The 16,250-nt window shown below is 64.5% G+C and carries 8 protein-coding genes; 4 read left to right on the top strand and 4 right to left on the bottom strand.

Annotation, left to right across the window (positions count from 1 at the left end):
• Positions 1-419 precede the first annotated feature (419 nt).
• A complete protein-coding gene (locus IPK66_00115) occupies positions 420-5,954 on the top strand; it encodes a M10 family metallopeptidase C-terminal domain-containing protein (GenBank protein MBK8173740.1) in 5,535 nt (1,844 codons plus the stop codon).
• A 178-nt stretch (positions 5,955-6,132) separates the two neighbouring features.
• On the opposite strand, the gene IPK66_00110 is transcribed toward IPK66_00115, so the two are convergent.
• From IPK66_00110 to IPK66_00100, 3 genes are all read right to left on the bottom strand, one after another.
• Positions 6,133-6,849: a DUF3047 domain-containing protein gene (locus tag IPK66_00110; protein MBK8173739.1), complete on the bottom strand. Its 717-nt coding sequence runs from the start codon at positions 6,847-6,849 to the stop codon at positions 6,133-6,135.
• An 8-nt stretch (positions 6,850-6,857) separates the two neighbouring features.
• Positions 6,858-7,736 (bottom strand): DUF547 domain-containing protein, encoded by an 879-nt coding sequence (locus IPK66_00105; protein MBK8173738.1) that lies wholly within the window; start codon positions 7,734-7,736, stop codon positions 6,858-6,860.
• A gap of 1,500 nt (positions 7,737-9,236) precedes the next feature.
• Complete coding sequence (locus IPK66_00100) at positions 9,237-9,839, bottom strand: hypothetical protein (GenBank protein MBK8173737.1); 603 nt, start codon at positions 9,837-9,839, stop codon at positions 9,237-9,239.
• A gap of 419 nt (positions 9,840-10,258) precedes the next feature.
• Here IPK66_00100 and IPK66_00095 point away from each other — a divergent pair, with 419 nt between their 5' ends.
• The 3 genes from IPK66_00095 to IPK66_00085 all read left to right on the top strand — a co-directional run bounded on the left by IPK66_00095 (position 10,259) and on the right by IPK66_00085 (position 15,675).
• Positions 10,259-11,140 carry a sulfurtransferase gene (locus tag IPK66_00095; GenBank protein MBK8173736.1) on the top strand — a complete coding sequence of 294 codons (882 nt, stop codon included), beginning with the start codon at positions 10,259-10,261 and terminating at the stop codon, positions 11,138-11,140.
• A gap of 61 nt (positions 11,141-11,201) precedes the next feature.
• Entirely contained in the window at positions 11,202-13,295 is a 2,094-nt protein-coding gene (locus IPK66_00090; GenBank protein ID MBK8173735.1) for a glycosyltransferase, read from the top strand.
• 118 nt (positions 13,296-13,413) lie between these two features.
• A complete protein-coding gene (locus IPK66_00085; protein MBK8173734.1) occupies positions 13,414-15,675 on the top strand; it encodes an NAD(P)-binding domain-containing protein in 2,262 nt (753 codons plus the stop codon).
• Between the two features lie 29 nt (positions 15,676-15,704).
• On the opposite strand, the gene ssb is transcribed toward IPK66_00085, so the two are convergent.
• A complete protein-coding gene (ssb, locus tag IPK66_00080; GenBank protein ID MBK8173733.1) occupies positions 15,705-16,223 on the bottom strand; it encodes a single-stranded DNA-binding protein in 519 nt (172 codons plus the stop codon).
• Positions 16,224-16,250: the final 27 nt, after the last annotated feature.

Below are 16,250 nucleotides of genomic sequence, written 5' to 3'. Positions count from 1 at the left end.
ATACGCGATGCGTGCCGTGAGCAACCCTCTCCCGTTCGTGTTTGTTGAGTGGACCCCGGAAGACCGGGCTGTTTTGGCAACAGGGAGGGGCGGTCGCGCGAGCGGAATCCCCGGTTACAACTTAATAAGCTCAAATAATGATGGTTATACGCTTATGACGCGACCAGTCAAAAATCATTAACCGTTTGGCATCATGCTGACACATTAATTTAGATTATTCGTTGAGTGAACCGGGGCTAAGGCACCGGGGGCGCGCCGGGCAACGGTGACAGGGGTGGAGGTTGGGACAAGCCGAGGCGGACGCTGCTGTTCGCTCGGTCAAGCAATAATCCGACAACGAAACATCCGTCCTTTCCGTACTCGCTTCAGCGTAGCGCACGGCCGCCCGAACGCCGAGCCGACAGATAAGGGAGCTATCAATGGCGGACGTTTCTCTACCGATCACGTTATCGGATCAAGGCCGATTCCTCTGGGATATCAGCAACAATGGCAGCATTGCTGATGGAACCGACGACGCGTTTGACGGAGGTGTTGTTTTATCCGGCTTTCCCGCCTTTGGAACGGGTAATACAGAAGACAACGGCCGCGAAGTTTTTATCGGTACGGCGACCGCTGGTGACGTCGATATCAGCCGTAAGGTTTTGGTTCCAACCAACCAATCCTGGGCACGGTTTCTTGATTCATTCACCAATACCAGTGCAACGACAGTCACCTACACCGTAACGCTGACGACCAATCTCGGCTCCGACAGCCAGACCCACGTCGTTGCCACTTCGGACGGCGATACGTCCTTCACCACGGACGACAACTGGATCGTCACCGATGACGTTGACGGGGCGGGTGATCCAAGCGTGCTGCATGTCATCGCCGGTGACGGCGCGCTGCGTCCGTCGTCAGTCGCACAGTACGGCGATATCGTCACCTATCAGTTCGAACTCACGCTCGATCCCGGCGAGACGCAAATAATCATGCACTTCGCGGCGCAGAGCCGGAACGGCGATGCCGGGATCACCAAGGGACTGGCGCTCGAGGATCTCGGCGGAAACGCCCTTCAAGGGATCAGTCCGGAAGAACGCGCGGCGATCGTCAATTTCGGCCTTGGACAGTTTTTGGAAGGGACCGACGGCGCCGATACCCTGATCGGATCCGATTTCGCCGATGAAATCACTGGATTGGCCGGGGAGGATCTGCTCGACGGTGGCATCGGCACCGATACGATCGACGGCGGGGACGGCAACGACACCGTTATTGGCGGCGACGACGACGACAGCCTTCTCGGTGGTGCGGGCGCCGATTCGCTGGATGCCGGTGCGGGAGTAGACTACCTCGATGCGGGCGCTGGCAGCGATACGCTCTCGGGCGGGGCCGACGGCGACTTTTTCTTCTTTTCCGCCGAAGCCGCGGCCGATGGCATCGCCGATATCGACGTGATCACCGATTATGACGGTGATTCCGGAGATGTTCTGATTCTGGCCAAGGGCGTCGAAGTCGAGTCCTCCGCCGTTGTCGGTGGCAATCTCGTCCTCACGCTGACGGGCGGCGATCAGATCCAGCTCAACGGTGTCACCGACCGGGCCGATGTCGCGGCGCTCATGCCCTCCCAGGGGAACGAACGCAGCGAAACGCTGGACGGCACCGATGCCGACGATTCGATCCAGGGGCTGCTCGGCAACGATACCGTTCGCGGTCTCGATGGACGCGATCTGCTTCGCGGCAACGAAGGCAACGATGTGCTGATCGGCGGCACCGGAAGCGACAGTCTGTTCGGCGGCGCCGGCAATGATTCGCTCGACGGCGGTGTTGGCAACGACGTCCTCGACGGCGGGTTCGGCGCCGATACCATGATTGGCGGCGTGGGTGACGATCAATACTTCGTCGGTGCTTCCGACGATCGCATCGTTGAGGCGAGCGGCGAAGGCACCGACGTCGTCAACAGTTTCGTTAACTTCGATCTGAGCGCGCCGGACAATCTCAATATCGAAAACCTCAATCTGCTGGGTGTCGCCAACATTGCCGGCACCGGAAACGCTGGCGGCAACATCATCGTCGGCAACGATGGTGATAACACCCTCGACGGCCTTGCCGGCAACGATACCATTGACGGTGGTCTCGGTGACGACTGGGTCCGTGGCGGAGCAGGCGCGGATCTTCTGACCGGCGGTGACGGCGGCGATCTTTTCTTCTTCGATCCGGAACAGGCGAGCGACGGCGTCGCGGAGCAGGATACCATAACCGATTACGACGCGCTGACCGGGGACATCCTGGCGCTGCGTCCTGGTGTCTCCGTCGTCTCCACCGCTACGGGCGCAGGCGGATTGCTGGTGACGCTCACCGGAGGGGACACGGTCCTGCTCGAAGGCGTGAGCGATCCCGCCGATGTTGTCGTCGCAATCGCCGGGACGAACGATTCAGACTCGATCACGGGAACGGGCGATCCGGACACCATTCTTGGATTCAACGGCAACGATACGATCGAAAGCTCCGGCGGCGGCGATTCCGTGCGCGGCTACGCCGGCGAGGACCTGATCGCCGCGGGTGACGGCGACGATACCATCTCGGGCGATAGCGGTAACGATACGCTCGACGGGGGCGCCGGGGCCGATTCGTTGCTGGGCGACGAAGGCAACGACAGTCTTTTCGGCGGTGCCGGCAACGATACGCTGGACGGCGGGACATGGCAGGATCAGATGTTCGGCCTCGACGGGGACGATACCTACCTCGTCGATAACAATGGCGACGTCGTTCTCGAATTGCTTGGCCAGGGCATCGATACCGTCGTCAGCACCGCGAGTTTCGTCCTCGGAGACAACGTCGAAAACCTCATCCTTGCGGGCAGCAATGCGATCGGTGAGCCGCTGAATCTGAACGGCAGCGGCAATGCGCTCGCCAACGCCATTACCGGCAACGACGGCGAGAACAGTCTCCAAGGCCAGGACGGAGACGATACGATTTCCGCCAACGGCGGCGACGATTCGCTCGTCGGCGGCGACGGCGCCGATGTTCTCGATGCGGGCGATGGCAATGACAACGTCCTCGCCGGTACCGGTAACGATACTGCCGATGGCGGCGCCGGCAACGATTCGCTCGAGGGCGATGACGGGGCCGACGACCTTACCGGCGGCGATGGCGACGATACGCTCGAAGGGGGCGGCGACGTCGATACGCTGACAGGCGGCACGGGACGCGACCTGTTCGTCTTCCTAGCAGCATCTGGATCGGCGTTCGGCTCCGGAGACCAACTCACTGATTTTGTAAGCGGTACCGACAAGCTCGATGTCGGCGGCGTTGCGCCGCTCGGCGTGTTCATCGGCGATGCCGCATTCACCGGCGGAGACGGGATCATCGAGATCCGCTTCGACGCCGGTGCCCAGCAGGCGCAGGTCGACGTCAACGATGACGGGGTTTTCGACGCCGGGGACCTAGAAATCAATGGCGTCAGCTCTCTGACGGTTGACGACGTCCAGTTCGTCACGCGGATAATCGGCACGACGGGCAGCGATACCCTCACCGGCACACCGGGTGACGACAGCATTTCCGGTTTCGCCGGCAACGATTCCCTGACGGCGCTCGGCGGCAACGATACTCTCGACGGCGGCGACGGCCGCGATACGCTGAACGGCAGCGAAGGCAACGACCTGCTGATCGGCGATAGCGAAACCTTCGGCTTCAATAATGCGGACTCGCTGTCGGGGGGCGATGGTGCGGATACGCTGCAAGGCGGCACCGATGCCGATACGCTTGCCGGTAACGTCGGCGATGACCTTCTCGACGGCGGCGACGGCAACGACAGCCTCTCCGGTGGGGACGGCAACGACAACCTGATGGGCGGCGACGGTGCTGACCGGCTCTCCGGCGACGAAGGCAACGACTCCCTCGACGGCGGTAAGGGAAACGACCGGCTTGCTGGCGGCGGCGGCGATGACACCCTGGTCGGCGGCGCGGACAACGACAGTCTTGATGGAGGTTTGGGCGAGGATCGGCTCGATGGAGGCGACGGCAACGACACGCTGATCGGCGGTGAAGACGCCGATCTTTTGATCGGCGGTGATGGCAACGACAGTGCCGTCGGCGGCCTCGGCGACGATTCACTCGATGCCGGCCTTGGTGCCGATGTGCTGACGGGCAACGATGGCAACGATACCATCGCCGCTGGACTGGGCGATGATACGGTCTCGGCCGGAGTTGGTGATGATTCCGTCGACGGAGGCGACGGTGCCGATCGCATCGCCGGCGATCAGGGGAATGATACGGTTTTCGGTGGCGCCGGCGCCGATATCTTCGTTTTCGAAGAGATCGAGGGACTCGACGGTATTGTCGACATCAACGTCATCAGCGATTACAGCGCGGCGGAAGGCGACGTCATCGGCCTCTCACGTGGTGTGCGCCTCGCTTCGTCGGCGACGGTTGGCGGCGAGGTGGTCCTGACGCTGGTGGGTGGCGACGAAATCCACATCACTGGCGTTACCGATCCCAACGACGTGCAGGTCGCGCTGCTGGGCACGGCCGGAAACGACGCACTGACCGGAAGTCCCGGCAATGAGTTGATCCTCGGCTTCGACGGCAACGACACGCTCGACGCGCTCGGCGGCGATGACGAGTTGCAAGGCGGAAACGGAGCGGACGTGCTCATGGGCGGATCGGGGGCCGACACGCTCGATGGCGGAGCCGGTGCCGATACGCTCGATGGCGGTGACGGCAACGACCATATGGTCGGCGGCGTTGACGATTTTCACCAAGACACAAGAGACTTCCTGCACGGTGCAGCCGGCAACGATACCCTTGAGGGTGGCGCCGGTGGAGATGGCCTGTTTGGCGACGACGGCGACGACCTCATTCAGGGCGGAACCGGCGCTGACGGGTTGTTCGGTGATGTCGGTAACGACACGCTTGTCGGCGGTGACGACAACGACCGGGCGTTTGGCGGCGATGGCAACGACAGTCTCGACGGTGGCCTCGGCGCAGACAGCCTCGATGGCGGTGAAGGGAACGATGCGATTGACGCGGGGGACGGCGATGATCGGGTGCTCGCCGGATTGGGCGCGGACACCGCGATCGGCGGCATCGGTGACGATACGGTGGCCGGCAACCTGGGCGACGATATCGTCCAGGGTGGGGATGGTAACGACAGCCTGATGGGCAATTTCGGCAACGATATGGTTCTGGGAGAAGCCGGCAACGATACGGTCAATGGCAGTGAAGGGAACGACAGCATCGATGGCGGCGAGGGCGACGACTGGATGCTGGGCAAGAGCGGCAGCGACGTCATCACCGGCGGTGATGGAGCCGATACGTTCGTTCTCCGACTGGAGGAGGCATCCGACGGCGTCAGCGATGCCGATGTGATTACCGATTATGACCGCGCCGAGGGCGATATTCTCGAACTCGTCAACGGCGTTCACATCGAAGCCTCCGCGGTTGTCGCCGGCAACCTCGTCCTGACGCTGACCGGTGGCGATCAAGTTCGGCTCGACGGGATCACCGATCTTGCCGACGTTAACGTGGCGAGCACCGGTACCATCGGCGATGACACCCTGATTGGCACCACCGGAAGCGATCAGCTTCTCGGTCTTGCCGGCAAGGACAGCGTCGATGGCGGCGCGGGAGACGACATTGTCGACGGCGGGAGCGGCAACGACACGGTCATCGGTGGCGACGGCAACGATACAATCGTCGCCGGTCAGGGCAGCGACTCGCTCTCGGGGGGTGACGGCAACGACCTCTTCGTCTTCGAGCTGCAGCGCGGCTATGCCCAGGATACCGTCACCGACTTCCAGAACGGCGTCGACAAGATCGATCTCACGGCGTTTGGCTTTGCCGACTTCGACTCGCTGGCGGCGGTCGTTCAGAACCGCGGTGCCGATACGTTTCTCAACCTCTCCAGCGTCGGTGGCGAAAATCTTCTGATCACGGGACTCAACGTCTTCGAGCTTTCCGCCTCCGACTTCCTCATCTAACCGCCATTTGCGGCGTCTTCCTGGAAAGGCCCGGGTTTCCCCCGGGCCTTTTTTCGTCGCGCGTGAACACGTGTGAACCGGCGCGCGGAACCGGGAACACAAGATCTGCCGACCGGGAGTTGCCGTCCCGCAAGCCAAACCACGGCCGTTTTCATCGGCGCGCGGCTGTGCGATGGCGTCAGTGCGTGGGGGAACAATCGGAAAGAGTGATGGCTGCGTAAAATGTGCGAGCCGGCTCGCCGGTCTGGTCGTCGTCGCTGATCAACGCCACGTAACGCAGCCGCTGCTTGGGCGCATGGCCGAAAGCGGCGCGGTAATCGGCGACAAGGTCGCGGGTTTCCTCGCGCCAGGTTCCGACGGCGTCGTCTCCCTCGAGTTTGACGATCACGAGGCTGTCAGGGTGGCGGGGATTGCGGATGAGGGTGCCAATTTCTCCCGGGGTGGCGGTCCATGCATAGGCAAGCGTCGGGACATCGGGGGCCAGCAGGCTCGGCTCGCCGAAACCGAAGAAGACCACTCCGGAGAAATCCTCGCTCTCGCTTCGGCGCAGATCCGCCGACGGCTGCAACTGGTCAAGGCGCCAGCGCCAATGAACGATGGCGAAATCGCGGAGATCGGCATTGACCTTGGCGTAAAGCGCCGATGCCCCGGCGGGGGTGGCTTCAATGACCGGAACACCGTCGAGCCGGGTGTTGTGAAACGCCGAATGACCGGTAAAATCGTGGCGCACCCAGGCTTGCTCGACCGGCTCCGCCGGATCGATCAGCGTCCGCTGGCAGACCGAAGGGTCTGCGCCGGCCGGCCAGCAGGCGCAAAGGGCGACGATCAGGCTGGCGGCGAGCGCCCCGGCGTGGCGGCACCCGCTGTTCGTCCCCGCGCGACGCTCGTCAGCCATCCGCGCGATCATGGCGTTGCGGAAAACGGCGCTGTGGTGTCGTTGAGATCCCAGTCGTAGTCGAGAAAGCTGATCGGGACCCGCCGCTCCCGGATCGCTGTGCGTGCGGTGGGATCATCAGCCAGAAGGTCGGCGTAAGCGCCGAGAGTCGCGGCAACTGATGTAAAGCCACGCTCCCCCTTGGAAAAATCGCCGCCGTACCAGTCAAAGATGCGCGAGATCTCAAGCGATCTTGGGGCAGGAACGAAGCGGTTGCGCGAGCGGTCGGCAAGGAAGTTACGCAGGCCGTCCTCGAGTTGGGCATCGAGATGGTCGGCCGTGTAGGCCTCATTGCGCAGCATCGGGCAGCCGATCGAAGCGCAGACGAGGGCGAAGTGAACACGCGGCTCATCGAACGCCCCCGGCGCGCGGATCATTTTGTGCTCGATATCGTCCAGGCTGTGACGGGCGCCGAGCAAGGTGAAGAACGGGTGCTGCCAGGGCGAGGCGGCCAGTGATCCCAGGTCACGGATCAAGTGGAGGTTGGGATAGGCGGTCAGAATGAGGTCGATGGTGAATGCGTTGTAAGCGTTGATCAGGAAGGCAAGCCGCTCATCGCGGCTCCAGGCGTCGAAGTCAGCCTCGCTGATCGCGGAGAGCTCCGCCAGGTAGGCATCGAGCGCGCTGCGTTCTGCCTTGAAGCCCTGGTAATCGACGCGTGATTCGGTGCCGTCGGGGGAAACCACGACGTGCTTGCGGAGCAGAGCATCCCAGGCGGCATGATGGTGATCGAAGTCGGCAGCCGAGAAGCTTGCGGGTGTGACCCAAAATCGGCGTTCGATGAGGTCGGGGCTGTCGAAATGGCGGCGCGCGGTGAACGCCGTGGCGTGGCGGCCCCATTCGCGCATGGCGCCGGCGCTGTCGATGCCCATCGGCCAGAACAGAAATCGCTCGCCGCGCTCCGTTCCCGGCACCAAACCGTCGGGTCCGAAGGCACTGCGGCTGCCGGTCGCGGTTGGCAGAGCACGAAGGGTCCGGTAGTCGAGGAGCGTGTAGGCAACGCCAGCACCGCCGGGGTCCGCGCCGACGTGGATGACGAAATGGGTTCGGCTCTGGGTCGTAACGGCGATGCGCTGCGGCGGAACCGTCGACGGGGCCTTTGCCGGGATGAATGCCCATTCGCTCTCACCCTCTGGCGCCGGCCGGGCGGTGACCCGCTCGGTCGGGAAGAACGTATGATAGCAGCCGCACGGATGGATCGTATCGTAGACGAGCGGCTGGCCGGCTTCATCGAGAGTGATGCGAAAGACCACACCATCGAGATGTCCGGCCAGCGTGTCGATCCAGCCGCGCTCGGGGCGCTCGGGAAACCACAGTGTGTAGACAAGCTGGAGCAGAACCTGATCACGATAGCGGGTGAACGCAACATCGCGGTAGATGGCGGGGTGGTCGATGGCGACGGTGGGGGCGGTTCCGCCCTGCCAGGTGAGCGGTCCGAACCGATCATAATCGGCGGCGGTACCGACAATGAATACCGGCGCGTAGGCGTCGAGCAATGTTGTCTTCTGGTCTGAGGTGAGCCGGGGGATGCCGAGCGCGTCCTTATTTGCATGGGCGAAGATCGCGGCGATATTGTCGGCGTCGACGGCACCGACCGCCGGGACGAATCGTACGGTGGGGCCGCCCGCGGCGTCGGTGATGCCGGTGTAGGTTCCGACATCGGCGTTGGCGCGCTCGACGAGCACTACCGTCTGCTTCTGCGCGGCGTCCACTCCCATTGAGAAGGGAACGCTGACCAGGGGGTAGAGGCCGAGGACGCGCTGCCAGTCGTTGTAGTCGTCGGGAACGTGGGTTCGTGAGATCAACAGCGCGCGCTGGTCTGTCGATGCCAGGTCGCTTGCGATCAGAACCGTCCGGCAGCGTTCGGTCTTGGTCGCTATATCCTCCCCCTTGCCGTCGCCCTTCGCAGAAACGAGGGCAGCCTGCTGCTTCGGCGAAAGATTGCTCACCTCATCCTGGCGTGCCTCGGCGTCGAGCGACGCCAGGCGTTCGACCCAGGCGGCGAACGCCTGGTTATCTCGCGCCGCTTCGGCCGCGAACGACGCCGAGAAACGGTCGGCGCGCAAATAGGGAAAGCCCGGTATGTGGTAGGCGCCAGCATCGCCAATACCGGCGCGATCGACGGCGGAGTCGAGATCGGCGAACCACCGGGCACAGTCCCGGACCTCGCCGGGCGGCGCTGCGAGGTCCGATGACAGCGGTGCCTCGATGCCGGCGCAGGCCGCCGCCAGAACCGGTAGTAGAACCAGCGCGGACCGCCAGACTTGACGGCAGCGAAAAAAGAGGCGGGCCGAAGTCATCACGAGGGACTTTCTGCTTTGAGATTGCGAGGCTGCGGCGGATGGCGCTTAGCTCTGGTTGGCTGCTCGCGCGCGCCGCTCGATCTCGTCGATCATGCTGCGGAACTGATCGCGGATGTTCTGGCGGATCGCCCATTCGGCGATGAAATCCGGCAGATCGATGTCGGGACGGATGGGCCCATTCCAGCTGAGGACGAACTCATTCTCGTTCTCGGCGCCAGCGACTTTCTGAATGTGATAGGCACCGTCCAGGGCGCGAATGTTGCCGCTGACGATTTTTGCGGTGATTGTCGAGGGCGGGTATTCGTCGGATTCGATCACGACGTCGATCGGATAGCTGAGAAAACTGTTACCGGCATTCCCCTCCTGTTCGACGATCGCCCCCGTGCCGAACCGCTCAATCACCCGGCTCGAGTTCATCCCGGGAATGAATTCGGCGAGATGATCGTAGTCGGTCAGAGTCTGCCAGATGATCGCGAAGGGGGCGTGCACCTGTGCCGATGCGGTGACCGCGACGCTGACGTCGGTCACCTTCGCGTCGACGGCCAGGTGATCCGAAGCTTCGGCGGTGAGGGTTGCGAAGAAAACGCCGACCGTCGCAAAACCTAAAGCAATCGGACGGCGCAGAGAGGGCGCAAAACCCATGGTCATCATCGATCCAGTCGAGGGCCGTACATATCGTCGCCGATTGCGCCTGGGGTGTCTAATCACATAGCTGAACATTTTGCGAAGCTTTGGACCGATCGTCGCCTTTCGCCGTCCACCCATGAGTTGGGATCAGCACAATCGACAAAACATCTATCAGCATGGGGCAGGCGCCATACAATCACTGTGACGTGATCGTATAGCGCGAGATTCGACGTATCGCTCTCGTCTAGAATTCCCGGCGCTCCGCATGACATTGGAGTTTGCGACCGCCAAAGGAGGGCGAGACGTTGTGGACCTGGGCGAAAGCTTGCGATCGCCAATCCCGCCACCCCCGCCCGGCGCGCGGGCGGCGCGGAAGAACCGGAGGGCTCACTGGACAGCTTAGGGCGATCGTCGTTGCCATCGTCGCCGCTATCTTCGTGCTGCCGGTCGAAGGACGGCCATCCGCTGCGGGTGACGGGCGGGCGCTCGCCGCAGAAGGCAGCGCCAGCGAGCCCTGGATCGTTTCGGCCGATGCTGCGCGCGAGTTGATCGCGAACGGCGCCATCGTGCTCGATGCCCGTGAGCCGCATCTCAAGGCGGCGCGCCGGCTGCCGGGGGCGGTTACGGTGCGCTGGGAGGCGTTCTCGCAGACACTCGCCCCCAATCAGGGTCTGCTGCTCAGCGACGATGCGGCAATGACCCGGCGCCTGCAGGCCCTCGGTCTTAGTGCCCGCCGTCCCGTCGTCGTCGTCGCCGACCCAGTCCGTGGCTGGGGGGAAGATGGGCGGATCGTCTGGATGCTGCGCACTCTCGGTCATCCTCGGGCGGTTCTGATCGACGGTGGGATCAGGGCGCTGGGGCGCGGGGGTTTTCCCCAGATCTCTAAGCCGGCAGCGCCGGGTGATTTCGTCGTCCATCGCGATCCGCGCTGGCTTGCCGATCGCGAGCAGGTGCGCGCCGAGCTCGGCTCGCCCGCCGCCGTATTCGTCGACGTCCGCGAGCCGCGCGAGTTCGCCGGGGCAACGCCGTACGGAGAATCGCGCGGGGGCCACCTTCCCGGTGCCCGACCCCTTTATTACAAGGATCTCCTCGATGGCGACGGCCGCCTGCTGCCGCAAGCGCAGCTCGTTCGGCTGCTTGCGGCGCAGGGCATTGATGACGGCCACGAAGTCATTGCCTATTGCACCGGCGGCGTCCGTGCCGCCTGGTTCACCAGTGTGCTCAACGACCTCGGCATGAGCGTTCGAAACTACGCCGGTTCGATGTGGGAATGGTCGGCGCAGCCAGCGGCGTCATATCCACTGATCTCGGCCGCCGAGTGAGGCCTCAGCCGGACGGGATCGCCCGAGAAAATGCGGGTGCCCGCGCTGTCATTCGCCAGCGATGACGCCCGATTCTTCCAACGCGCTTGACGGTCGCGCGTGGACGCGCGCGTGCGAGCCGGTCAGCCGCGTTCGCGCCGGCGTCTTTGCGGTCTGCCTCGTGCTGGCGTTCGCACTTTGCGCCGTAACCGGGCAGTTTCTCGCCACCCGTTCAACGCCCGTCGCGGTGATGATCGCCCACGGGGCGATGTTCGCCGCTTGTATCCTGGTGTGGCTGGCCGGCCTGCAGGCGTCGCTCCGGCACACCGGCCTCGTCCTCATTCTCGCCGCGGTGGCTGCCCGGCTGGTGCTGCTGCCATTCCCGGCATCGGACGACGTCAACCGTTATCTGTGGGAAGGCCGCCTGGTGCTGGCCGGCGAGAGCCCTTACGCGGCGCTGGCAGCCGACGTGGGCGAGGCGCAGCGCGACACGGTCTGGGAGGGTATCAATAACAAGGCCAAGCGCACCGTCTACCCGCCGCTGGCCGAATTGATGTTCGCCGCCGCTGTCGCGCTCGGCTATCACCCTTTGGCCGTGAAGCTGCCGTTGGTGGCGGCGGAGATCGGCATCCTCTGCCTGCTGCTCGCCGAATTGCGGCGGCGGCGGCTCCCCGAGGCCAACCTTGCCCTCGTCGCCTTCAATCCGGTGCTGCTCCTCGGCACCGCCGGCGAGGGCCATTACGACGCGCTGTTCGTCCTGGCGATGCTGGTGGCGCTGGTGGCGCACGCCCGGGGCCGTCGCGGTTGGGGATGGCTCGCGCTCGCCGTCGCGGTAGAACTCAAGCTTGTCGCCATTTTGCTCGTTCCGCTGCTGTTACGCCGAGGGGGCTGGCGCGCTGCCTGGATTTTTCTCCTCGTATCGGCGGTTCCGGCGCTGCCGTTCGTCACCGATCTTCCCGATCTCGCTGGCGGACTCTTCGCCTTCGGCGTGGAGACCTACCATGACGGCTTTCTGCCGGCGATCCTGCGTGCCGCCGGCCTCGACGCGCGAACCGCGGCCTGTGTCAGTTTGCTCGTGCTCGCGCTATGGGCGGGCCTCATCGCGTGGCGAGTGAGCGATGCCTGGCGCGGGGCGTTCCTCGTTCTCGGCGGCCTGCTCCTGCTCTCGCCGGTTGTCCACGTCTGGTATTTCATCTGGATCGTGCCGTTCCTCGCCCTGCGACCGCAGCCGGCGTGGCTGCTGGCGAGTGGCCTGCACGGCTTCTATTACGTCGCTTGGGCGCACGCACTGACGGCCGGCGCCTGGCTTCAGCCCGCCTGGGCGTGGTGGGCGCAGTGGGCGCCGTTCGCGGTGGTCCTCGTCCTGACGTCCTGGCCGGCGGCGTGTCGGCTCCTCGCCGTGCGCCGAGCGTGCGAGCGCGAGCGTCCACCCCCGTGCAGCATCTCCGCGGTTGTCCCGGCGTACGAGGAAGCCGAGGGCATCGCCGCCAGCGTGCGGGCGCTCCTCGATCAAGGCCCGTCACTGATCGAGATCATCGTCGTCGATGGCGGCTCGCGCGACGCGACTGCCGAGCGCGCCTGGCAAGCCGGCGCGTGCGTCATCAACGGGCCGCGAGGGCGGGGTGGGCAGATCGCGGCGGGGATCGCCGTGGCCCGCGGCGACGTGGTCTGGGTGGTCCATGCCGACGTCCGGCCGGCACCGGGCACTGCCGCCGCTATCCTCGGCGCGCTACAAGCCGACGATGCGGTCTGCGGCGGTGCGGTGGGGCTAACGTTCTCACGCGCTGATCCGCTGCTTCTCACCATTGAGGCGCTGAACGCCGGACGTTCGGCACTCTTTGACCTGAGCTTTGGCGATCAGGGTCAGTTCGTTCGCCGGGACGTCCTGGCCGGTGTCGGCGGCTTTCCGGAGGTGCCGTTGATGGAGGACGTCGAGCTGGCGCTGCGGCTGAGGCGGGCTGGTCCCCTCGTGCATCTCGGCCGCAATGGCATCGCGTCAAGCCGGCGCTGGGAGTGTTCGCCGCCGCTCGCCCGCATCGGCGTCGTCCTGCACTTCACGGCGCGCTATCTGCTCTCTCGTCGCCGCGCCCGGCTCGCCGAGGACCTCTTCACGCAGTACTACGGCGGCGACGCCACGCCCGTGGCGCCGATCCGCACCGCAGTCGAGACAAGGTGATCGGATTTCGCGAGCTGTCTATGGTCAGACGGGCGCGGCTCTGCTACCCACGATGCAGGTTTCGGCGGCGACGAGTCCGCGCTTCTCCCCGCGCGGCGGGTCTCTCGCCGGCAAGTGGATGCCGTCCATGTTCGAGTGGGCTCAGCACTATTACCGCTGGTTGCACGGCCAATGGCCCGCGGGCGTCGTCGAAAAGCTGCCGGCGCTCGGGGAAAATGGCGCCACCAACCTTGCGGGCGTGCGGATCGTCGGCGATCTCACCGGCATTCCGCTGCTGAAGTTCGCCGCCGACACCGGCGCGCGGGCGGTGCAGGCGATTCTCGCCGAGCCCGGGTTCTTGCCCGGAGGCGGCGGTCCCGACGTTCTCGACCTCGCGATCGTCGGCGGCGGCGTGTCAGGGTATGCTGCGGCCGCCGAGGCCCGCAAGGCCGGCCTGCGTTTCGCCTTGTTCGAGGCGCAGGGGCCGTTCGCCACGATCGCCGACTTCCCCAAAGGCAAGCCGATCTACACCTATCCCACGCAGATGACGCCCGAAGGCGAGATCCGCTTCACCGCGACGGTCAAGGAGGACCTCTTCGACGAACTCCAGGCGCAGACGGCGGGGATCGAGGCGACGATTCTGCGCGTCGAGAGGATCGAGCGGCAGGGGGGTCTCCTCCAGCTTATTGCCGGCACGCAGAGAATCCGCGCGGAACGGGTGATCGTCGCCATCGGTCGCAGTGGTCATTACCGCAAGCTGGGCGTTCCGGGGGAAGACAGCGACAAGGTCTACAATCGCCTGCACGACCCTCGCGATTTCGCCGATCGTGATGTTCTCGTCGTCGGCGGCGGCGACTCGGCGCTGGAGGCCGCGATCGCGCTCGCCCGCGCCGGCGCCCACGTTACCCTCAGCTACCGCCGAGCCGGCTTTGCCCGCGCCAAGGCGGAGAACGTCGAGGCGATCAAGCGACTGGGCGGTTCTGTACGATTATTGCTCGGCAGCACGCTGACGCGCATCGATCCCGAAAAGGTCCAACTCGCCAATGCCGCCGGAAACGAGTTGAGCCTCGTCAACGACGTCGTCTTCGCGATGACCGGCCGCGAGGCGCCGCTCGATTTCTTTCGCCGCAGCGGCCTCGCCATTGCCGGTGAATGGGGCTGGCGCGGCTGGGCCGGGCTGATGCTGATGCTTGCCTTCAGCGTCTGGCTGTTCCACTGGAAAAAATTCGGCTTTTCGATCGGCGGCGAACTGTTTCCCGCGGTCAACCTGCCCTGGCTCAACCCCGCGCTTTGGGTCGAGGGTGCGCGCGATGTGCTGGGCGTGGCGGCGGGTGATCCAACCAGCCTGCTCTATACGCTGCTCAGTTCGGCGCGCGATCCCAACTTCTGGTATGCGCTCGCCTACTGCACCCTCGTCGTCGTCTTTGGCATCCGCCGGGTGCGCCGCCGCAGGACACAATACGTTGCTTGGCAGACCCTCACTCTCGTCGCCATTCAGTGCGTGCCGCTGTTCGTTCTGCCGCAGATCCTGCTGCCGTGGATGGGTCGCAACGGCTTTTTCCATGACGGCGCCGTCCTGCAACCGTTCGCCGACGTCTTTTTCGAGCGCTACGACACGCTGGGCGAGGAGCGGGCCTACTGGCGAGCTTACGGCTTCGTCCTCGCCTGGCCGTTGTTCGTCTACAACTGGTTCACCCAGCAACCGCTGTGGGGATGGCTCGCGGTCGGCTCGATCCAGACCTTCGTGGTGATCCCGTTTCTTGTCCGCGCCTACGGTAAGGGCGCCTACTGCGGCTGGATCTGCTCGTGCGGTGCGCTCGCCGAGACGCTGGGCGACGTCCATCGCCACAAAATGCCACATGGCCCTGGCGTCAATCGCTGGAACATGGTGGGGCAGACGTTTCTCGTTCTGGCGACGCTGATCCTCGTCCTCAGGATCCTCTCCTGGGTGCTGCCGGAGAGCGGGTTTGCCACAGCCTATGATGCCCTCGTCGCCGGTGTGCCGGTACTGAATTACGAATACTTCGTCGATTTGCTTTTCGCCGGCGTTCTCGGCATCGCCTTCTATTTTCACTTCTCGGGTCGGGTGTGGTGCCGGTTCGCCTGCCCGCTTGCGGCACTGATGCACATCTACGCGCGGTTTTCACGGTTCCGCATCTTTGCCGAGAAGAAGAAATGCATCTCGTGCAACGTCTGCACCAGCGTCTGCCATCAGGGTATCGACGTGATGAACTTCGCCAACAAGGGCCTCGATATGATTGACCCCGAGTGCGTGCGCTGTTCCGCGTGCGTGCACGCCTGCCCGACCGGGGTCCTGACCTTCGGCTCCATCGGCAAGGACGGCCAGCCGGTTTACGATCGCCTCGCCGCCCGTTCCGCGCCGACTTCACCCGGGGAATAAGATCGACTTAGTCGCGCATCCGATCGCGCTCAGAATGGAATCTCGTCATCGAAGTCAGGGGAAGGACCGGCCGGATCGCTTCGTCCGGACGAGCGTCCGCCGCCGCCATAGGCGCCCGCGGACGGCTCGTATGAATCGCCGCTCCCGCCGAATCCGCCACCGCTGCTACCGCCACCGCTGCTACCGCCGCCCTCTCCGCGGCCGTCGAGCAACGTCAGCTCACCGCGGAATCGACCAATGACAATTTCCGTGGTGTAGCGCTCCTGCCCATCTTGGCCGGCCCATTTGCGCGTCTGCAAAGCGCCTTCGAGATAAACCTTGGAACCCTTGCGCAGGTAGCGCTCGGCGATCTCACCCAGCTTGTCGTTGAAAATGACCACTCGATGCCATTCGGTGCGTTCCTTGCGGTCACCGCTGCCCCGGTCCTTCCACGACTCCGAGGTGGCAACCGAAAGGTGGACGATCCGGCTGCCGTCCTGGGTATTGCGGACCTCCGGATCTCGCCCGAGATTGCCGACGAGAATGACCTTGTTGACCGATCCTGCCATGTGCCTCGACCCGAAAAGGCGCGCGCC

Source organism: Rhodospirillales bacterium (assembly GCA_016712595.1).
GTDB lineage: Bacteria > Pseudomonadota > Alphaproteobacteria > Rhodospirillales > Defluviicoccaceae > Defluviicoccus.
Note: the sequence above shows the minus strand (reverse complement) of the source record. Positions and strands in the feature narration are given on the sequence as shown.